Origin of the sequence: [Clostridium] citroniae WAL-17108 (assembly GCF_000233455.1) — a bacterium.
Lineage (GTDB): Bacteria > Bacillota > Clostridia > Lachnospirales > Lachnospiraceae > Enterocloster > Enterocloster citroniae.
In genome coordinates this window covers 341,643-362,275 of the sequence record NZ_JH376423.1, presented here as the reverse complement: position 1 = coordinate 362,275, position 20,633 = coordinate 341,643, and the positions used below count along the sequence as shown (strand labels likewise).

Below are 20,633 nucleotides of genomic sequence, written 5' to 3'. Positions count from 1 at the left end.
TCATACCTCCTTCTTCAGGTCCTCGTAGGGCACAGCAGGCAGGTGGGCTGTCACCGTGGTCCCCTCATCCGGCTCCGACCGGATCGCAAGCCCGTAGCCGCTGCCAAAATAGAGCCTGATGCGCTCGTTCACATTCTTAACCCCAATGCCGGACCCTCTGCGGGAAGGCGCATGGTCTGCCGCTGAGAACAGGCGCTCCACCTGCTCCATTGTCATGCCAAGTCCGTTGTCGGACACGCTCATGTACAGATCCCCCTCCCGGCGCCACGCCTGGATCCGTATCTCCCCGTCCCCGTCCATGAACTCCATCCCGTGATAGATGGCATTTTCCACCAGGGGCTGCAGCATCAGCTTCAGGCTGGCCAGATCCATCACATCCTCATCCGCCTCTATGGTGTAGGTGAATTTATTCTTATACCGCATGTGCTGGATCATCAGGTAATTGCGCACATGCTCCAGCTCATCCCTGACAGGGATGATGCTTTTTCCTTTGCTCAGGCTGATACGGAAAAACCTGGCCAGGGCCGTCACCACCTTGACGGCCTCGGACTGCTTTTCATTTTCAATCATCCACACAATGATATCCAGGGTGTTATAGAGGAAGTGGGGATTGATCTGGGACTGGAGGGTGTCAAATTCGCTTTTGCGCTTGGACTCATGCTCGGCCACAATATCATTCATCAGGCGGCGTATCTGCCTGGCCATGTTCTGGATGGATGTGCCCAGATGCTGTATCTCATAAGAGCCCACCATCTTCACCTCCGCTTCCAGGTTTCCCTCCTCGATCTCGTTTACCGCCTTTTCCAGTTCCTTAATCGGGTCCGTGATCCTGGTGGAGATGTAGGAGTTGATAATGGAAAGAATGAACAAAACAAATGCAATGATAAAAATGATCAGGAGCTTTGTCTTGATATTGTTAAGGGACATCCCATCCAAGGGCGTGACGCCCACGATCTTCCAGCCCGTATATCCAACGGTCTTTACAGTGACGATCCGCTTTTCTCCGCCAAATACAGTCTCATAATTCCCATCCCTCAGCCCGGCTGCCTCCAGGTTGTTTTCCTGGGCCAGACCTGAGTCTATGAGCTGGGCCCTGGGATGATAGATGATCTCCCCGTCACTGCTGATCAGATACACGTAGCCCCCGTTTCCCAGGTTCACCCCGTCAAAAAGCTGCTCCAGGCTGTTGTATCGGATATCGATGAGCAGGACCCCCTGGTCCGTGGAAGGCCCCTGGGTGATCTCCACTGCCTTGGAAAGGGAAATGACCCAGCGGTACTGGTTTTCGCTGGCATCAAAAATAGTCTGCACATGGGGCGTGGAGAAATGAAGGTTCTCCGTCTTTTCCAGGGTGTATTGAAACCAGTTTTCAGACCTCACATCCACATTGGTCTTTAAACGGGCCGCGGGAACGGCCTCCAGCATCTGCCCGTCCTTGGACAGCAGGGCGATATTTTCTATATTATCCTTATTATTGTCATACAGCAGTGTGATCTCGCTGCCAATGGAACCGTCCGACAGGTCCGCATTCTTTATGACGCCGTAATACAGGGAATCGGACAGCTTCATGACCGTGCGCAGATAGGAGTCCATGGAACGGTTGATCTGGTTGATCAGGATCTGGTTCTCCTCCTGAATGGTAGACGCCATCTGGCCCGACAGCCTGGTGTACAGGGAGACACCGATAAACACGCTGGCCGCCAGGGCCGTCAGGGTAAAATATATGAATATGATATACCGGATACTGGCCTTTTGCAGATTGAGTTGCTGCTTTTTAAAAAGCATGGTCTTACTCCTTATTTAGTTCCCCTGAACTTTGTGGGGGAGATTCCAAACCGTTTCTTAAACACATAGCTGAAATAGTTCTGTTCCTGGTAGCCCACCTTGGCGGCAATGATATATGTCTTGTCATCGGTCTTGCCCAGAAGTTCCACGGCCTTATCCAAACGCACCTCGGTCAGGTATGCAATATAGGCCTGTCCTGTTTCCTTCTTAAACATGGTGGAAAAATAGGCCGGGCTCATGTGCAGATGGCGGCATATCTTTTCCACTGAAAGCTCCGGATCCTGGTAATTGTCCATGATATACTGCTTGGCCTTCTGGATTACCTGCTTCATGGTGTTGTCACGTTCCTGGTTCATCACCTGGTTCATGCGCAGGGACGCGGACAAAAGCCATTGGCTGAAATCCTCCCGTTTCTGCATCCTGGGTATGATGGCAAAGGTATCCTCCCTTTCAGACCCTTCTTCCAGCAGCTGTTCCATATCCAGGTCATATTGCTGGATCATCTGTACAATGCTGCTGGACACGCTGAGCATGTACGCCTGGCACTGGCGGAAATGGACTTTGGCATCGCTCATCTTGTCAATAATGGTCTGGACCGCCGCCTCTATCTTTTCCCTTGGCCCGAATTTGATGGCGGATATCAGCTCTGCCTCATCCTTGCCGTCAAATTGGAGCTTTCCGCTGCTCACCGGCTCCACGTCATTGATATAGATGGTGCTTCCGCTGCCCACAATGGCTTTATATCCAAGGGCATCCACAGCCGCCTTATAGGAACTGCTGATATCGGAAAGCTTCTGGCATCCGTGCCCTATGCCGATGGTGATGGGCACCTCCAGGATCTTCCTGGTTTCCTTGCACACATCACCCAGCACATCGATCAGTCCGGTCTGGCTGTTTTCCTCATCAATTGCCGCAATGACCGCGATCTCAGACTCCGCGGTGCGCGCCGAAGTGGCCAGGGCGCACCGGCAGTAATTCTTAAGCTTTTCTTCCACAAGCTGCATCACGGATATGGGGATCAGGTCCTTTTCCTTGTGCAGGGGAAGCAGGACACCGTCCCGGATCTCCTCAGGCTCTATATCAATGGCCGCGGCCACCCACTTTTTGGCGCCGGAAAGGGGGATCGCATACTCCCTCAGCTTGTCCTCCACCTCCGTCTCAGGCATGGGATAACTCACCAGTTCATTTAAGAACTGCTCCCTGAGGATGGGCAGGCTTTTAATATAATTTTCCCGCAAAAGGTTTACATTCCTCTTCTGCTCGATCTCCTCATCCAGGTTGGCTTTGATCCGCTTTAAGATGGCTGTCAGCTCCTCCACATTGACCGGCTTAAGTATATACTCGGTCACGTTCAGCTTAATGGCCTGTTTGGCATATTCAAAATCATCATACCCTGAAAAGATCACGATCTTAATGGAGGGATATTTCTGGCGCACCCGTTCCGCCAGGGTCAATCCGTCCATGTATGGCATGCGGATATCCGTAAGGATCAGGTCCGGCTCCAGGGCTTCCACCTTTTCCAGGGCATCCTCTCCGTTCTCCGCATCCCCCACCACCTTAAAACCGGCCTCTGTCCAGTTTATTTTTCTTATAATACTCTGTCTGACTTCCTCCTCGTCATCCACCAGAATGATCCTGTATAAATCCATGTATGAACGCCCCTTTTCTTCGTAGTGATCAAACCGATCGTACCCTCAACAGACAAGGGTATCCTATCAAATTATACAATGAGTCCCTGTATTTTGCAATTGCCGGAAATGTCCGGGCTGCTTATGATGTATGATAAGTATAAATAATATATCAATCATATTGTCCTTCACTGCTAATATATGTTATGATTAGTCCTGTAACAGACAGAATTATAGACCAAAAATAAAGAGGTACTAGCATGGGCGGAATATTTGGTGTTGCATCTAAGAACAGCTGTACGCTGGATTTATTTTTTGGAGTGGACTATCACTCCCATTTGGGAACAAAACGGGGCGGAATGGCCGTGTACGGCGAACAGGGATTTACCCGGTCCATACACAATATTGAAAATACTCCCTTCCGCACGAAATTTGATGGAGATTTAGCTGAACTGGAAGGCTACCTGGGAATCGGCTGTATTTCCGATAATGAACCCCAGCCCCTGCTGATCCAATCCCACCTTGGCAGTTTTGCCATCACCACCGTGGGCAAGATCAACAACCTGCAGGAACTGGTACAGGACGCTTACCAAAACGGTCATATCCATTTTATGGAAATGAGTCACGGGAGGATCAATGCCACGGAACTGGTGGCAGCCCTGATCAACCAGAAGGCCACACTTGTGGAAGGGCTCCTCTATGCCCAGGAACGGATCGAGGGCTCCATGACCATACTGATCCTGACCCCCCAGGGAATTTACGCTTCCAGGGACAAGTACGGCAGGACTCCTGTTATGATTGGAAAAAAGGAGGACGCCTTCTGTGCTTCCTTTGAGAGTTTTGCATATATCAATCTGGGCTATTCCGACTATATGGAACTGGGACCCGGAGAGATCGTATACATCACGCCAGAGAGCGTGGAGACCCTGAGTCCTCCAAGGCAGGACATGAAGATCTGTGCTTTTTTGTGGGTGTATTACGGTTACCCCACCTCCACCTACGAGGGAGTCAATGTGGAGAACATGCGCTACCAATGCGGAAAGCTTCTGTCCCGGCGGGACGAGTCCCAGCCCGATATTGTCGCAGGCGTGCCTGACTCAGGCATTGCCCATGCCATTGGTTATGCCAATGCGTCAGGGATTCCCTTTGCCCGTCCCTTTATCAAATATACTCCTACCTGGCCCCGATCCTTCATGCCCCAGAACCAGGGGGACAGAAACCTCATTGCCCGCATGAAGCTGATCCCTGTAAATGCGCTGATCCGCGGCAAAAAACTGCTGCTGATCGATGACTCCATTGTAAGGGGCACCCAGCTGGGGGAGACCACCCAGCTGCTCTATCAGAGCGGCGCCAAGGAAGTGCATATCCGTCCCGCATGTCCTCCTCTGATGTACGGCTGTCCCTATCTGAACTTTTCCCGATCTTCCTCTGAACTGGATCTGATCACCAGGAGGATCATAAAGGACAGGGAGGGCGACTGCGTGTCCGACCAGCTCCTTGCCGATTACGCCGACCCTGACAGCAGGAATTACCGGGAGATGGTGGAGGTGGTCAGGAACCATCTGGGCTTCACCTCACTGCGCTATCACAGGCTGGACGATCTGGTGGAAGCCATCGGAATCTCCCCCTGCAAGCTCTGCACCTACTGCTGGAGCGGCAAAAAATAATATTATTTTATCTGGTACAGGAGGGCATTGCATATGGCGGCAGCCACATTGCTGCCCCCCTTTCTTCCCCTGGCCACAATATAGGGGGTATCTTCCAATGTGAGGACCAGTTCCTTGGACTGCACCACATTCACAAATCCCACAGGAGCACCGATGATCAGCGAGGGCTTTATCCGTCCCTCCTTTACCAGCTCATAGAGCCGTATCAGGGCTGTGGGGGCATTGCCTATGGCAAATATACAGGGGCGTGTACCCTCCGGCGCCCCAAACAGCCGGACTGCTTTTTCCATGCTGGCAACCGCCCTGGTGCACTTCCTTTCTTTTGCCTCCCTGGCAATATCCTCATCCGCCATAAAGCAGAGCACCTCTGCTCCCAAAGCAGAAGCCGCCCTTTTATTGATCCCGGATTTTCCCATGTTCGTGTCCGTTATAATGACCGCCCCCTGCTTCAGGGCTTCCATGCCTTTTTTTACCGCATGGCTGGAAAATACCAGGCTGTCCGCATATTCAAAATCAGCCGTGGTGTGGATGGCGCGTTTGATGACCAGTTCATTCTCCGGATCCAGCCTGATCCCCATGTGGTCCAGTTCCTGCTGTATCAGTTCAAAGCTGCGGTGCTCGATCTGGGAAGGAAGCACCTGTTCCAACTGTATGTTTAACATTTTGTGATTTCTCCTTTTCCGGCTCCTTCAGCCAATCATTCAGTTCCTGCCCCTTGGCGGCAGGCCCATGATCCCATAGACAGCATCCATGTCCAGACTGGCCCTGAGTATATCCGCCAGCTTGTCATACTGCTGCCCGCGGTAGGATCTGTAGTCCCCGTTGGTTACCGTCTCCATGGACAAGCCCTTCTTTTTTGCCAGGCAGCTAATAATGTTCTCCCCAATACCGGGCGCATCAAACACGCCGTGGACATACGCGCCGTAGACATTTCCCCTGTTCCATCCGTCTGTCTTTACCTTTTTCCGGTCGCCTCCCCCTGCCTCCCCTGTCTGTTTTTCCATCAGGTACACCATGGGCCGGCAGATTTCCGGCTCCCGGCGCCAGGATACCAGCCGCGCTGTGTCCATGGCTCCGTTTTCCCTGTCTATGGCGGTTCTCCCCATATGGATCTCATATCCCTCAATACATGCGCCTGACAATGGCTGGAGCACTCCGTCCAGTTCCCCAAAGGAGCCTTCCACCTGTGTCCTCACCTTTTCTTCATAAAACTCGGTCCCAAGGGGAAGCAGCCCCATTCCGGCAATCTCCCTGTTCCCGTCAGACTCCACTCCCTGGGAATCCTTTAATCGTTCCCCCATCATCTGATATCCCCCGCAGATCCCCCACACAGGCACCTGCCTGTCCGCCAGCTTTAACACAGCCGCCTCCAGGCCATTTTGGCGCATCCACAGCAGATCCTGTATGGTATTCTTAGTGCCGGGAAGGAACACCATGTCCGGGGCTCCCAGTTCAGAGACCCTGGCCACATAGCGGAGGGACACTCCCGGGATTCTTGAAAACACATTAAAATCCGTAAAATTGGATATGCGTGGAAAACGGATAACAGCCAGGTCTATCATACCCGATTCCCCGCTGTCCAAATCCCGGCTGCTGTCCAGCCGTGTACTCAGGCTGTCCTCATCCTCAATATCCACATCCATGTAGGGGACCACTCCGGCCACCGGTATATGGCAAAGTTCCTCCAGCATATGGACTCCGGGATCCAGTATGGACTTGTCCCCCCGGAACTTGTTGATCACAAGACCCTTGACCCGGTCACGTTCCTCCTGTTCCAAAAGAGCGATGGTGCCGTACAACTGGGCGAACACGCCTCCCCTGTCAATGTCCCCCACCAGAAGCACCGGGGCATCCACAAGGGCCGCAAGTCCCATGTTAACAATATCATCTGATTTCAGGTTGATCTCAGCCGGGCTCCCTGCCCCCTCGATCACTATAATATCATACGCCTTGGACAGGCGCTCATAGGATGCCATAATGTCAGGCACCAGGCTGCGCTTAATGGCAAAATAGTCCTTTGCCTTCATATTCCCCCTGGAAATGCCGTGGACGATCACCTGGGAGCCCACGTCCGTGGTGGGTTTGAGCAGAATAGGGTTCATGTCCACGGAGGGAGGGACGCCTGCAGCTTCGGCCTGGACCACCTGGGCCCTGCCCATTTCCAGCCCCTCTGAGGTGATATAGGAATTCAGCGCCATGTTCTGTGATTTAAAGGGAGCGGTCTTATATCCATCCTGCATAAAGATACGGCACAGGCCGGCTGCCAGGATGCTTTTTCCCGCATTGGACATTGTTCCCTGAATCATGATCGATCTTGCCATTATGAATTTCCCCCTATGAGATCTGTATTTTCCTGTGTTCCTAAATCTGTATTCTCCTGTGTCCCGAAGTCTGTTTTTTCCCGTGACCCGGATGCTTCTGCAAAAACAGCCCTCATATGCCCCAGCAAATCTTTATTTTCCTCCCTGTTTTTTACGCAGATGCGGTAAAACGAACCGTCCAGGCCCGGATAATTGCCGCAGCTGCGTATAAGGACCCTTTTCTCCAATAGGCGGCGGCCCAGCTCCTCCCCCAGTTTTGTTTTAAAAAACACATAGTTTGCCTGGGAATCATACACGGTACAGCCCAGTTTTTTCAGCCCCTCCGTAAGCCACGCCCTCTCTGTCCCCATCAGTTTTCTCGTCCTCTCTACATATTCCTGTTCCTCAAGGGCAGCCTCCCCAGCCATCTGGGCCAGACCGGACACTGACCAGGGCTGTCGGACCATCTGAAGGGCTTCCATCAATGCCCCATCACAACAAAGCCCGTAGCCAAGGCGAAGCCCTGCCATGGCATACAGTTTGGTAAATGCCTTGAGCACAAACAAGTTCCCGTAGTCTCCCAGATCCGGTATAACCGAATACAGCTGGGGCTGATCCAGGAAATCACAGAAACACTCATCCACCACCAACAGGGTGCCGGTCTGTCTGCAGGCAGATACCGCCTTTGCCACAGCCCGGGAGGGCACCGGGATACCCGTGGGGTTATTGGGATTACACAGGAACACCATATCATAGGGGGCTCCTTCCTGTCCTGCCTGCAAAACCGTGGATACAAGCCGGTCCATGTCGGGGACAAAGCCAGCCTGTTCCTCCAGGAACAGGTAGTCCGGGCAGCAGCCCCATGCTCTCAGCGCCTGTTCATACTCAGTAAATGAAGGCGCTGTCACCAGGGCCCGTCCGGGTTTTAAGGCATACACCAGTCCAAAGATCAGATCCGCCGCCCCATTTCCGCAGATGACCCACTGTTCCGGGACCTGGTGGTGTCTGCCCAGTGCTTTTCTCAGCTTTCTGCATTGGCTGTCCGGGTACAGGCCGCACACATCTGTGTCCAGGCAACCGGCCAGCACCCGTCTAACCCCTTCAGGCAAGCCCAGGGGATTGATATTCGCAGAATAATCCAGATCTATTTCCCGGCTGTAAATGTCTCCTCCGTGCTGGTATTCCATGTATCTCTTCTCCTCTCCTTACCCTTGGTACACAGGGCAGATATGTTTTCTTTTATTGGGCCGGTTATAAATTGGGCCGGTTATAAATCGGACGCTTTCAAACAGCTGCCAGGGCAGCGGCCAACACGGCGGCTAAAATCCCTTGTGCGGCAAACATCAGCTGATTGGCCCTTCTGATATCCGCCGGGACAATGGGCCTGTCATCCTCCCCTATGAAAGGCTTTTTGTGCAGGCTCCCAAAATACCAGGCATCTCCTGCCAGGCGCAGATGGAGGATTCCGGCGCAAGCCGCCTCCCCATGGGCCGAGTTGGGACTGGCATGCTTTTTCCTGTCCCTCAGGAATATGCGCCATCCATTCATTCCGTCCATCCCCGGAATGAAAAAAGCGGCCAGCACCATAAGACAGCCCGTGACCCTGGCCGGGATCAGGTTCAGGACGTCATCCAGCAAAGCGGCCGTACGTCCAAAGAACCGATATGTGTCATTTTTATATCCTATCATGGAATCCATGGTATTGACCGCCTTGTAAAACGTTCCTCCGGCCGGACCCAATAAAGCCATGAACAGGAACGGCGCCACCACCCCGTCCGAGGCATTTTCAGCCACTGTCTCCACCGCAGCCCTGGCAATGCCGTCCCTGTCAAGGACGCTTGTATCCCTGCCCACGATCATAGACACATGATGCCTGGCCATTTCCACCTCCCCGTCCTCCAGGCTCCGGCACACTTTCATGCTCTCCGTGCACAGCCCCCTGGCTGCCATCATCTGATAACATATGAAGGTTTCCAGGCAAAAGAGAAACAGGAAGGATCCGGGAAATCCGGCGCTGCGGACCAGGCGGAAAAGTCCCCATGGGACCATCCACCAGACGGCACACATGATAAACGTGAGAACAGCTCCCGCAGCAAGCTCCCTCCCCCTCATGCGCCTTCTCAGTTCCAGCTCCAGCCGGGCTATCATCCGGCCCATGAGACGGACAAGATGGGGAATGCAAACCGGGTCCCCAAACATCCAGTCCAGCGCGCATCCTGCCAGCAGCGCTGTGCTGTGAAATTTCCACAATTCAAGCCATCCCATGTTCTTTCCTGCTCCTTGTCATTTGATTCTCTGCCCTATTCCGCAGCACACTCTCCACACCTGGGACGCATACCCGGCTGCCTGGCAGCAGATTCTTCCCACCGTCTCCCGGTATTGGCGTTCAAAGGAATCCACCGGGACAATCCCATACCCGATCTCATCCGTTACCAGGATCCTGTCCGGGTTCGCCTTCATAAGGGCGTCCGCCATCCCCCTTATTCCATCCGCTCCCCTTCCTTCCCCGCAGACTGATTCTCCCAGCATGAGGCGCCTGATGAACAGGTGAAGATCATCACAATACATACCATCCATAAAGGTCCCCCAGTCCGCACCGGCCCCATGGGTCCAGATAACGGGCGGACCGGGCATTCCTGATGGACCGGATTGCCCGGATGCAGCGGACGGCCCGGAAACTACGGATTCCTCAAGGGAGGGCAAAAGGAATTTTTCAACAAACGCCTTTTTACCCTGACATCTTCCTCCGATCACCAAGATCACAGCACAAAACCTCCTGTCCTTACCAGTATTACCAGCACCCAGAAGCTGGCCAGTTCACAGATCTGCAGGAAACATCCCGCCAGATCACCTGTAATGCCCCCGAATTCTTTTACCGACATCCTGTAATACCATCCAAAGACCAGAAGCTGTACCCCTCCCACGGACGCGGCCAGGATCCCGGCCTCCTTCCCCGCGGTGAGACATGCCGCCGCGGCCAGGGCAGTACACAGGACCAGCCACAGGACCAGGACCAGCCTGTCCAGCTTCTTTTTGGATGTCCGGGCAAATCCGGCTGCCAGTCCGTCCTTTTTTGCCGGCGGAAACCATACCACGGACAGACCGCTGAGAGCCCGCTCCGTCACAAAAAACAACAGCGGCACGGCATACAGGACCATTCCCGCCCCCTTCTGACGGGAAGCCAAAAGAAGTGCGTATTCATTGGCCGCCCCCAGGTACAGCATCATATAAACAGCTGTGGAAATAACTGCAAACGCCCCCAAATGGGGATCCTTCAGGATCTCCAGCTTCTTTGGCCTGCCGCCATAGGAATGAAGGGCATCCATGGTGTCCAGAAAACCGTCCATATGGATTCCTCCTGTTACCAGAACAGGGACGCAGGTTCCCACCAGGGCCGTGGTCCAGGGAGCAAAGCCAAGTACATCCAGACCGGCATAAAACCACGCTCCCACCACCAGTCCCTCCACAATTCCCACCATGGGAAAAAAACACATCACATAGCGCATCCGCTCCTGGGTCCATTCCACTGTGGGCATGGGGATCTTGGAATACATGGAAATGGCTATGATACAGGAATAAATTCCATTCATTTGACGCTGCCGCTCCTCTCAACACTGTTCCCGCACCTCTTCAGCCACACGGGAATCCCATAAACCACCTCCACCACCTGGTCCGCCATTTCCGCCAGACGTTGGTTCAGCAATCCCATGAGCCTGATATACTCCATAGTCTCCGGATCATACAGGATGCCGTCCATTGCCACCTCATTGGTGACAATCACCATATCTTTTACCTGGGCTGCGAGACATCTTATGTCCTCAGCCAGGACTTCGGCCAGGGAACAGGCATCCGGCCTTTCAGAGTGTGTCCGGTCAGCGCCGCCTGAGCCAAACATCTCATTTGCCGCCAGATTGGATACACATTCCAAAAGCACTGCCCGGTCCAGTCCCGTATCCGGCTGCTGACCGGGTCCACAACCAAGTCCATGGTTAGATTGACGGTAACGTTCATGGTCAGGTCCATGGCCGGAAAAAACGTTCCCCACGTCCCGCCGGCATTCTAAAGTGATAAATCCTTTTCCCCGGCGCAGTTCCTGATGACGCTTTACCTTAGCCCTGCCCTCCTCCCCAAACACCTCCATGGTCGCAACATAATAGCGCCTGGAACAAGGGGAGCCCATTATAAGGCCTTCTGCATATTCCGATTTTCCGCTGCCGCTGCCACCTGTGACCAGGTAGATCATTTCCTTCCTCCCATTCCTCCGGATCCGATCCATATCCGGTTCCATCACTTCAGATGTTCATATTGCTCCACATGAATTTCCTCAAAGCTACTCATCCGGTCATACACAACCGCCGCCATGTCAAGGAGGGGGAACAGGGCCGCTGCCCCGGTCCCTTCCCCCAGGCACATCCCGGCCTGGATGGCAGGCTTTAAACCCAGGGCTTTCAGCACCATTGCCCCTGCCGGTTCCGCTGAAATGTGGGAGGCCAGAAGATAATCCTTTACCGGCGGGCAGATGCCCACCGCCGCCAGGGCTGCCGCTCCTGTGATCAGTCCATCGATCACCACGGGAAGGCCCACCGCCCCACAGCCTATGTAGAAACCGGCCAGCGCCGCCAGGTCCAGTCCCCCCACCTTTGAAAGTACGTCCACGGGATCTTCCCTGTCCGGCCTGTGGAGTGCGATCCCATCCTTTATGACCCTTATCTTTCTTTTGTACCCCTCAGCGGTAAGGCCGGCCCCCCGCCCGGTCACCTGTCCAGGATCCTGATCCAGCAGAACGGACAGCACCGCACTGCTGGTGGTGGTGTTCCCGATTCCCATCTCTCCGGAGCCCGCCAGATTGTATCCCCTGCTTTTCAGACCTTCTGCGATCCGTATCCCAGCTTCCATTGCCATCACCGTCTGTTCACGGCTCATGGCAGGTTCCCTCAGGAAATTCTTTGTACCCATGGAAACCTTTTCCGGTATGACTCCGGGGATCTCCCCGCAGCAGTTCATGCCCACGTCCACAGGTATCACCTTCGCCTCTGCCTTTTCAGCCATCAGGCATACGCAGGAGCAGCCTTTTCCCATGTTTCCGGCCACAATGGCAGTGACCTCCTGCCCTGTCTGTGTCACCCCTTCCTCAACAATTCCATTGTCCGCGCACATAACCACAATTGCCTTTTTATCAATGGAAATGTGATGGGACCCCGAGGCTCCTGCAATACGGACAATATCCTCCTCCAGGACGCCCAGGCTGTTAAGGGGCTTTGCCACCCTGTCCCAATGTGACAAAGCCTGCTCCAGGGCGCCGCGGTCCGCTCCCCTGACCGAATGAATCGCTTCCTCCATTGTCATGCTCTTGTTTCCTTTCCAAATTTGATACACCCCGCCGCAAACCGTTCCACCAGTTGAGGACAGGAGGGATAATACAGGTGGGGAAAACCTGCCATCACATTTCCCTCTGATCTCATACACGGCCACGACCTGTCACCTACAGGTTTTCTGGCAGTCATTACACAGTCCTCTTTTTTCACCTCACAGTTCCAGTAATGGAACTCGTGCCCTTTGATCCATCCGCCAGCGGGCATATAGGGGAGTTCCCTTTCCGGATACAGGGTGATATATCCAAAACGCCCTTTTTCCCTGCCCCTATAGCCGCGGCCGGAAAACACCCCGGCCATGGGATAATCCTGTCCATCCGCCCCTTCCAGTGTATCCAACAGATAGAGGTATCCTCCGCATTCTCCCAATATGGGCATTCCCCTTTTAGCCGCCTCGGACACCGAGAGGCGCATGGTCACGTTTTCAGACAGCTGCCCGGCATGGTTTTCCGGATACCCTCCGCCAAACAGAAGCCCATCCAGCCCATCCGGCAGCTCCCTGTCATGGACAGGGCTGAAATACACAAGCCTTGCGCCCGCCTGCTCCATGGCATCCAGGTTGTCCCTGTAATAGAAGCAGAACGCCTCATCCATAGCCACTCCAAGAGAAAATCTCTCAATATTTTTCTTGGAATCTGTTTTTTGTGCGCATTCTTCTTTTAAGTTTTTTTCTCGTGAGTTTTTTTCTCGTATTTTTGCCTGTCCGTTAACATAGCCGGAAACCGCTGCCAGCTTTTTTATATCCACTGTCCTCTCCATCACATCGGCCAGCTGCTCCATCTGACCTTTGAGTCCCTCTATCTCATGGGGAAGGATCAATCCCAGATGGCGGCTTTGGACCTGAAGGAAATCCAGCTCAGGCACATATCCCACCACAGGTATATGAAGCTGTTCCTCCACCAGTTTACCCATCCGTTCATATATCATGGGAGACATACGGTTAAACAGGACGCCTGCAATATGATTATGGCAGGAGGGACTCTCCCCCCGGTCATACGGCGGGATATATTCCATAAACCCATGGATTTGGGCTGCCAGGGACAGACTGGCCCCTTTTGCATCCACCACCAGTATCACAGGGATCTCCAGGATACCGGCCACCTCATAGGAGCTGCCCTTTACGCAAATACCTCCCAGGCCGTCAAAATATCCCATCACTCCCTCAACCACGGCAAAGTGGTCCATGGCAGCGCCTGAATACTTTCTGCGCATATGCTCCGGTGTCTCAAAAAAACTGTCCAGATTTCCGCTTTCCACGCCCAGCACCTTGCGGTGAAACAGGCCGTCAATATAATCCGGTCCGCATTTGAATCCCCAGGGATCCCATCCCTTTCTTTCAAGAAGGGACAGCAGGCCGCAGGTCACCATGGTCTTTCCGCTTCCGCTTTTCCCTGCAGCGATCATAACTCCTGCCATTGTATCTCACCCCCGCCGCCGGCCGGTTCCTCCGCATCGGCCGGATACTGCATGGCTGCCACATACACGGGATTCTGGGCTTTGGGCATGTGATATCTGCCCACGGATTCCACCGGCGCTGCCCATACCTGGACCAGCTCCGTTTCCCGGAATCCGAATTCGCGGATACAGTCCAGGATCTCCCCCACGGTCTCCAATGTAATGGCATTGGCCACAATGCGGGTTTCAGGGTTGGCTTCCAAAAGGGTTTCCACGATCTCCTTCATCCTGCCCCCGCTTCCCCCGATAAACGCATGGGTGGGAGCAGGAAGCTCCTTCATCGCCCCGGGAGCCTCCCCCTCCACGATATGAAAGCCCTGCCAGGCCCCATGGAATTTCTGGGCATTGGATTGGATCAGCTGCAGAGCTTCCCCGCTTCGCTCAATGGCATACACTTCTCCGGTGCCGCCCCTGCGTCTGATCTCCATCCCCATTTCCACGGCCACGGATCCGGTGCCTGCGCCGATGTCATAGCACACAGCGCCATCGCCTATACGAAGTTTTTCCAGGGAAAGCCGTCTGACCTCAGCCTTTGTCATGGGCACCTGCCCTCTGATGAAATCACTGTCCTCAGGCCCTGCTGCGGGATAGAGCTGTCCCTCCAGCGCCTGCTCATTCTCCACCAAAACACAGGCAAGGCTTCCGAACGGATGATGTTCATCCTCCATGATCAGTTCCGCCGGTGTCATCTCCCAGCTAATCCGCTCGTCCTCATAGGAGAAATTTTCTCCCGCCCATACGCTCACATGGCTCATGCCGCTGCTCACCAGCTGGCGGCAGAGGGAAGGCACGCTTCCCGGTCCTCCCAGAAGGACAAAACAGGACCTGTGGTTCCTTATATGGGCCACCACATCACACTCCCGTCCGTGGTTGCTCACAGCATGGACATTCTGCCAGCTTTTCCCCAGACGCGCGCAGAAGTAGGATAAGCTGGATATGCCCGGAACATACTCCACATCCCAGCCCTCTCTCATAAAGGCTTTGGCAGCCGCCTCCGCGCCGCTGTAAAAGCCGGTGTCCCCGGAAAGCACCAGCGCTGCCTCCTCCCACTTAAAGCTGCCCAGCCACTGCACCATCTCGCTTGGTTTATAGGCGGAAAACACACGCTTTCCCTCCGTATATGAGCGAACACTTTCCAGCATGCGTTCCGCTCCCGTAACCACCTGCGCTGCCTCCAGGCAATCCATGGCCCGGCCTGTCAGCTGGTCCTCGCCCCCCATGCCGATCCCCACCAGATATACAATTGGACGCAGCTCATCCATATATGCATTGTCATCCCTCATGGTCCATCCACTCCTTTATCTGTTTTTTTACTTCCTCCAGTGAAATTCCCTGGCCGCTGTCCGGTCTGTCTATGAGAACGGCCGTGATCCCGGCCCGGGAAGCCGCGTCCAGCTTTTCCTCCAGCCCTCCGGCCCGGCCTCCGTCCTTGGTAACAAGGTAACGGCAATCATATTCACGGATCATAGCCAGGTTCATTTCCCTGGAAAAGGGACCCTGCAGGGCAATGATATGGCGTCCTTCATACCCCAGGTTCCTGCACATCTGCACAGACTCCACAGACGGCAGGACCCTGGCATATACCCTCTGCCGGTAATTCTTAAGTTCACAGAAGGAAGCCAGCTCCTTGCTGCCTGTTGTCACCAGTATATTGCCCTCCCTGTGCTTTAACCAGGAAACTGCTGTCCCCAGATCCGGGACGGAGACCACGTTCTCACGCTCCCTGCCTTTGTCCCTCTGACACCGCAGAAGCCGGATCCACGGCCGTGTCTCACATGCCGTTCTTATGTTCCGCGTAACCTCAACCGCATAGGGGTGGGTGGCGTCTATTACCATCCCCGGCTTTACCTGGTCCAGCAATGCCTCCATCCCGGCCCGGTCAAGGCGGCCCTGCCGGATGTCCGGCTGCGCGTCCGGCTGCATGCCCGGCTGCGCGTCTGGCTGCGCGTCCGGCTGCACGCCCGGCTGCGCGTCTGGCTCCGCTGTGCAGGATTCCATTATATACTGCCCATATTCCGTGGCCACGCATACCACTGTCTCGCATCCCATGGATACGAGATATCCGGCCAGCAGGCGGCCTTCCGTGGTGCCCGCAAAAAGCACTGCCTTTTTCTTTTCTTTACTTTCACTTTTCTCCATGCCTGTAGCCCCTGGGCGTCACCATATACGGCCCGATCTGTTTGGTGTGCGAGTTTCCGATGTACACAGTGGTAAACATGTCCACCTGCCTGTCCTTTATCTCCTCTAAGGACAACACCTCCATGGACTGTCCCTCCCGTCCAATATTGGCCACCAGACCGCAGACCGTATCCCCGGACCTGTATTTCAGGATCCGCTGGCATGCCTGTCTGAAATAATCAGGTCTCCCCTTGCTGGCAGGATTATAAATACACATGACAAAATCCGCCCGGGCCGCTGACTCGATCCTGTCCCAGATCGTATCCAGCGGCGTCAGTCTGTCGCTGAGGCTGACAACTGCAAAATCATGCATGAGGGGAGCTCCAAGAACAGCTCCTCCCGCACATGCGGCAGTAACTCCCGGCACGATCTTAACCTCTATCCCGGGATACTCCTTGGACAGCTCCAGCATCAAGCCTGCCATGCCATAGACGCCGGCATCCCCGCTGCATATCATAGCCGTGTCCTTTCCCTCCATACAGCACTCCAGGGCCTTACGGCACCGCTCTTCCTCCCGTGTCATGGCTGTTGTCAGAAATTCTTTCTGAGGAAAATGCTCACGCACCAGATCCACATAGACCGTATAGCCTGCAATGACCTGGCAGCGCCTTAAGGTTTCCAGGGCCTCCCCGGTCATTTGTCCCACGTTTCCAGGTCCCATGCCCACCACATACATGGTGCCCGGGGCGCGCTTTCCCTCCCTGTACATGGTCGTAAACCCAGGATCATACAGTTTAGAACGCTCATACCCCTTCTGGGCCACGCTGTCCCCCACCACGATCAGAGCCGTCTTTGTGATATGCTCCTTTTCCGCCGCTTCCTTCAGGGTTCCCACCGTGCAGCGCACCACCTTTTCCTCCGGCCAGGTGGCCTTATAGACAATGGCCGCCGGCGTATCCGCCTTATATCCGCCCTCCATCAGTTCCCGGGACAGTTCCTTCACCATTCCCGTGCTCAGGAATATCACCATGGCTGCACCGTGGGACGCAAAACCGCGTATGGACTCCCGCTCCGGAACCGGAGTCCTGCCCGCCATTCTGGTGATCACCACGCTCTGTGTCACATCCGGCAGTGTATACTCCATTCCAAGGGCTGCCGCAGCCCCGCAAAAGGAACTTACCCCCGGACATATATCATATGCAATCCCCTTTTCATCCATCCAGTCCATCTGCTCCCGGATCGCCCCGTAAATACAGGGATCCCCTGTGTGAAGGCGCACCACGCAAAGGCCTGCTTCCCAGGACCGCTCCACGATCCCCATCACTTCCTCCAGGGTCATCCTGGCGCTGTCATAGATAAGCGCGCCTTCCCTGGTCATGTCAAGAAGCTCAGGATTCACCAGGGACCCTGCATAGATCACCACATCCGCTTTGCCAAGCAGTTTTTGTCCTCGCACTGTTATCAGATCCGGGCTTCCCGGACCTGCTCCTACTATATGTATCATCCATATCACCTTCCGCTTCATTGATTCGCCTTCAAACGTGCAAGCATCCCGGACGCTCCCGGTGTCATTCCCAGTATCCCCCGTTCATTGGTAAATACCAGGGCCTGGATATCCAGTCTGCCCGCCGCCCTTTGTTTCAGATGTTCCGTTATACGTTCCATGATCCGCTCCATCACCTGTTCCCGAAGACCTTCCCTGGTTTCCAACAGCCGAAGCCCTTCGTCCACGGTGATGGCATCCAGTATCAGGTTTACCAAAGAGCAGCCGGCTCCGCAGGCCGCTCCATATGCTGCCAATATCTCCATGCGCCCATCTGCCACTGATGAGTGGGTGTTCATAATACCTGCCGCCAGTTTCAGCAGCTTTCCTCCATGTCCCACCAGGAACAGGGCCTTTACCCCTTCCTCCACCGCCATATCAATGGTACTGCCGATGAAATTACTGCACTTGACCGCCTGGTCCAGCCCGATCCCCAGGGAATGCTCTAAAAACGCCTCCCCGTAATTCCCGGGAGCAATGATAACCCTTTCATATCCTGCCAGCACCTTCTGCCTCAGCTCCAGGCGTATGGTTTCCAAAAGGGCCGATTCACTCATGGGTTCCACCATACCGCTGGTCCCCAGTATGGAAATGCCTCCCTGTATTCCCAGTTTGCTGTTAAAGGTCCTCTTTGCCACTTCCACTGCCCCTGGTACGCTGATCTCGATCTGCAGAAAACCTTTGAATCCGTATTCCATGCACTGGTCAGCCACCTGCCGGAAAATCATCTGCCGGGGCACAGGATTAATAGCTGCTTTTCCCACCTCACAGCTCAATCCATCCTTTGTAACAGTTCCAACTCCCACTCCGCCTACTAATCTCAGGCAAAATTGGTCATTTTTATATTCATAAAACCCACTTTTACAAATGTCCTTCTCCCCGCAAACTGTGATCCTGGAATATACGGTCAGCCCATCGGTCACATCAGGGTCATCCCCCGCGTCCTTCCTCACCCCGCAGGAAACAAAGGCCTGTCCCATGGAAATGTCCTCCACCTCCAGATCCAGCCCTATCCCCTTAGGCGTGGTAATGGCCACCTGCTCTGTCCGCCTGCCGCCAAGCAGCATAACGGCAGCCGCCAAAGAAGCCGCTGCCGCACAAGTACCCGTGGTATATCCCCATCGCAATTTTTTCTGATTCTTATAGATGTATGAGTCTCCCATCGTATCACCTGCTGTCCAACCTCTGACTTATAAGCTAAAAGTATACCATATCTATATGTATTTCTCAATGTTTAATTTGACCGGAAGCACGGCGGCAGCCACCGTGATCCCGTCCCCGGCTTCACGGCCAAACGCCAGGCCTCCCCCCTTTGCCAGACAGGCTCTCTCGCACACATTGCCCACGCCTACGGTCCGTCTGACAAAGTCCGATTCCCGAAACTCTCCCTTCACCCCGGACAATTCACAGGCGCTGTAAAACGCCAGCTCCCACCCACGGTCTCGGGCCAGCGCAAGCACGGCCGCTTCGTCCCGTTTCACATCAATGGTAGCCAATGTTTTTACAGAAGCCGGATCGATCCCATGTCTGTCCAGGCACTCCCTTACCCGGTGCTCCAGAGCATGGACCTCCACTCCGCGGCGGCATCCAACGCCCACTGTCACAGCTTTTGGCACCAGTCTTAACAGCCCGGGCTTGTCCTGTTTCTCCCCGGACGTTTGATACCGTTCTTTCCATGTTCTCTCATCATTCACCGTAATCCAAATATTTCTTTCACAGACATCCCGGACACATCCAGCCGGCACCCGGCCGGTCCCCAGGTCAAAATCACTGAAAAAGCCTACCGGCGTCCCCTCCAGCAGATCCACGGATACCTGCTTTGCAGCTTCCCTGTCCGCGATCACAAGCCGGTTCTCGGCTGCAAACACATCCACTGCAAAAAGGCCGTTCACGTCAGTGGCAGTGGTGATGACGGGAACAGCCCCCAACAGACGCGCGATCCGGACGGCCAGACGGTTTGCCCCTCCCACATGGCCGGACAGGATGGGTATGACAAAACGCCCTGCCTCATCCACCACTACCACGGGAGGATCTTCCATCTTATCCCGGACAAAGGGGGCAATGGCCCTGACAGCGATCCCGGCCGCTCCCACAAACACCATGGCCCTGTGGTCGCCAAACATGGCCGCGGTCCACTGGTCAAGGGACTGTTCCCGGCACTGTATATTAATATTTTCACATTCCCCGTCCCGGAAACGCTCCGGTACATATCCGGTGCATTCCAGCATTTCCCCTGCCAGTCCGTTAGCCAGCCGGCTGCACAGCCGGCTTCCCTTGGCTGTAAAACTGATAATTCCTATCTTCATCTGTATTCCTCCGCTGCCCAACCCCCGCTCCAGTATAACGGATATTTAATCCTGCTGCAATGCCTCCTGCTTCATCTCGCGCTTGCGCTTTGTGATCAATCCTCCGATCCTTCCGCTCTCCTTTGCCGTCAGGCTTCTCCATCCGCCTTCGATGACCTTGGATTCCAGTCCCAGTTCCTGGGCAATCTCAAATTTCAGCTGGTCCTGGGGACTTAAGTTATGAGGATCAAAGGGATCTCCCTTTTTTGCTTTTCCCATGCTAATTTACAGCTCCTTTCATATCTTTCAATTAAGTACAAAAGGATTATGCCCATGCACAGGCCCCCCTATACGGTCTTTACAACTAATTCCAATTACTCTTGCTTTTTAACTTGTTGTATATTATACTGAATCTATATTTATTGTCCCATTATATACAATATTTTGACGAAATTTTCACATAATCTATCGGCTATATAT

Annotated in this window: 18 protein-coding genes; 1 reads left to right on the top strand and 17 read right to left on the bottom strand. The window is 54.3% G+C overall.

Annotated elements, in window-relative coordinates; genetic code table 11:
- Both HMPREF9469_RS16820 and HMPREF9469_RS16815 read right to left on the bottom strand, forming a co-directional pair.
- The gene (locus HMPREF9469_RS16820) at positions 1 to 1,785 is read right to left on the bottom strand and encodes a sensor histidine kinase (protein WP_007863994.1); all 1,785 of its coding nucleotides are present in this window, start codon (positions 1,783 to 1,785) and stop codon (positions 1 to 3) included.
- Between the two features lie 11 nt (positions 1,786 to 1,796).
- Positions 1,797 to 3,434 (bottom strand): response regulator, encoded by a 1,638-nt coding sequence (locus HMPREF9469_RS16815; protein WP_007863993.1) that lies wholly within the window; start codon positions 3,432 to 3,434, stop codon positions 1,797 to 1,799.
- Positions 3,435 to 3,673: 239 nt separating this feature from the next.
- Here HMPREF9469_RS16815 and HMPREF9469_RS16810 point away from each other — a divergent pair, with 239 nt between their 5' ends.
- Positions 3,674 to 5,080 carry an amidophosphoribosyltransferase gene (locus HMPREF9469_RS16810; RefSeq protein ID WP_007863992.1) on the top strand — a complete coding sequence of 469 codons (1,407 nt, stop codon included), beginning with the start codon at positions 3,674 to 3,676 and terminating at the stop codon, positions 5,078 to 5,080.
- Positions 5,081 to 5,082: 2 nt separating this feature from the next.
- Here the strand turns inward: HMPREF9469_RS16810 and HMPREF9469_RS16805 are convergent, their stop codons facing one another.
- The 15 genes from HMPREF9469_RS16805 to HMPREF9469_RS16735 form a co-directional block, all read right to left on the bottom strand.
- Positions 5,083 to 5,742: a precorrin-8X methylmutase gene (locus HMPREF9469_RS16805; protein WP_007863991.1), complete on the bottom strand. Its 660-nt coding sequence runs from the start codon at positions 5,740 to 5,742 to the stop codon at positions 5,083 to 5,085.
- Between the two features lie 39 nt (positions 5,743 to 5,781).
- Complete coding sequence (locus tag HMPREF9469_RS16800; RefSeq protein WP_007863990.1) at positions 5,782 to 7,401, bottom strand: cobyric acid synthase; 1,620 nt, start codon at positions 7,399 to 7,401, stop codon at positions 5,782 to 5,784.
- Positions 7,401 to 8,567 (bottom strand): pyridoxal phosphate-dependent aminotransferase, encoded by a 1,167-nt coding sequence (locus HMPREF9469_RS16795; RefSeq protein ID WP_007863988.1) that lies wholly within the window; start codon positions 8,565 to 8,567, stop codon positions 7,401 to 7,403. Before HMPREF9469_RS16795 ends, HMPREF9469_RS16800 begins: the two co-directional genes overlap by 1 nt.
- 97 nt (positions 8,568 to 8,664) lie before the next feature.
- A complete protein-coding gene (cbiB, locus tag HMPREF9469_RS16790; protein ID WP_007863986.1) occupies positions 8,665 to 9,645 on the bottom strand; it encodes an adenosylcobinamide-phosphate synthase CbiB in 981 nt (326 codons plus the stop codon).
- An 18-nt stretch (positions 9,646 to 9,663) separates the two neighbouring features.
- Positions 9,664 to 10,143 carry a bifunctional adenosylcobinamide kinase/adenosylcobinamide-phosphate guanylyltransferase gene (locus tag HMPREF9469_RS16785; RefSeq protein ID WP_007863984.1) on the bottom strand — a complete coding sequence of 160 codons (480 nt, stop codon included), beginning with the start codon at positions 10,141 to 10,143 and terminating at the stop codon, positions 9,664 to 9,666.
- Positions 10,140 to 10,970 carry an adenosylcobinamide-GDP ribazoletransferase gene (locus tag HMPREF9469_RS16780; RefSeq protein ID WP_007863981.1) on the bottom strand — a complete coding sequence of 277 codons (831 nt, stop codon included), beginning with the start codon at positions 10,968 to 10,970 and terminating at the stop codon, positions 10,140 to 10,142. Before HMPREF9469_RS16780 ends, HMPREF9469_RS16785 begins: the two co-directional genes overlap by 4 nt.
- Positions 10,967 to 11,623: a bifunctional adenosylcobinamide kinase/adenosylcobinamide-phosphate guanylyltransferase gene (locus HMPREF9469_RS16775; RefSeq protein ID WP_007863979.1), complete on the bottom strand. Its 657-nt coding sequence runs from the start codon at positions 11,621 to 11,623 to the stop codon at positions 10,967 to 10,969. Before HMPREF9469_RS16775 ends, HMPREF9469_RS16780 begins: the two co-directional genes overlap by 4 nt.
- A gap of 44 nt (positions 11,624 to 11,667) precedes the next feature.
- Entirely contained in the window at positions 11,668 to 12,726 is a 1,059-nt protein-coding gene (cobT, locus tag HMPREF9469_RS16770) for a nicotinate-nucleotide--dimethylbenzimidazole phosphoribosyltransferase (RefSeq protein WP_007863977.1), read from the bottom strand.
- A complete protein-coding gene (locus HMPREF9469_RS16765; protein ID WP_040416625.1) occupies positions 12,723 to 14,168 on the bottom strand; it encodes a cobyrinate a,c-diamide synthase in 1,446 nt (481 codons plus the stop codon). Before HMPREF9469_RS16765 ends, cobT begins: the two co-directional genes overlap by 4 nt.
- The gene (locus tag HMPREF9469_RS16760; RefSeq protein ID WP_007863975.1) at positions 14,153 to 15,490 is read right to left on the bottom strand and encodes a bifunctional cobalt-precorrin-7 (C(5))-methyltransferase/cobalt-precorrin-6B (C(15))-methyltransferase; all 1,338 of its coding nucleotides are present in this window, start codon (positions 15,488 to 15,490) and stop codon (positions 14,153 to 14,155) included. Before HMPREF9469_RS16760 ends, HMPREF9469_RS16765 begins: the two co-directional genes overlap by 16 nt.
- Entirely contained in the window at positions 15,480 to 16,346 is an 867-nt protein-coding gene (cobK, locus tag HMPREF9469_RS16755; RefSeq protein WP_007863974.1) for a precorrin-6A reductase, read from the bottom strand. The genes HMPREF9469_RS16760 and cobK overlap by 11 nt, the downstream gene beginning before the upstream one ends.
- Positions 16,333 to 17,829 (bottom strand): precorrin-4 C(11)-methyltransferase, encoded by a 1,497-nt coding sequence (gene cobM, locus HMPREF9469_RS16750; protein ID WP_040416694.1) that lies wholly within the window; start codon positions 17,827 to 17,829, stop codon positions 16,333 to 16,335. Before cobM ends, cobK begins: the two co-directional genes overlap by 14 nt.
- A 17-nt stretch (positions 17,830 to 17,846) precedes the next feature.
- Positions 17,847 to 19,031: a cobalt-precorrin-5B (C(1))-methyltransferase CbiD gene (gene cbiD / locus HMPREF9469_RS16745; protein WP_007863972.1), complete on the bottom strand. Its 1,185-nt coding sequence runs from the start codon at positions 19,029 to 19,031 to the stop codon at positions 17,847 to 17,849.
- Between the two features lie 51 nt (positions 19,032 to 19,082).
- On the bottom strand, positions 19,083 to 20,174 hold the full coding sequence (locus HMPREF9469_RS16740; protein ID WP_007863970.1) for a cobalt-precorrin 5A hydrolase: 1,092 nt from the start codon (positions 20,172 to 20,174) through the stop codon (positions 19,083 to 19,085).
- Positions 20,175 to 20,219: 45 nt separating this feature from the next.
- Positions 20,220 to 20,432 carry a small, acid-soluble spore protein, alpha/beta type gene (locus HMPREF9469_RS16735; protein WP_007863968.1) on the bottom strand — a complete coding sequence of 71 codons (213 nt, stop codon included), beginning with the start codon at positions 20,430 to 20,432 and terminating at the stop codon, positions 20,220 to 20,222.
- Positions 20,433 to 20,633: the final 201 nt, after the last annotated feature.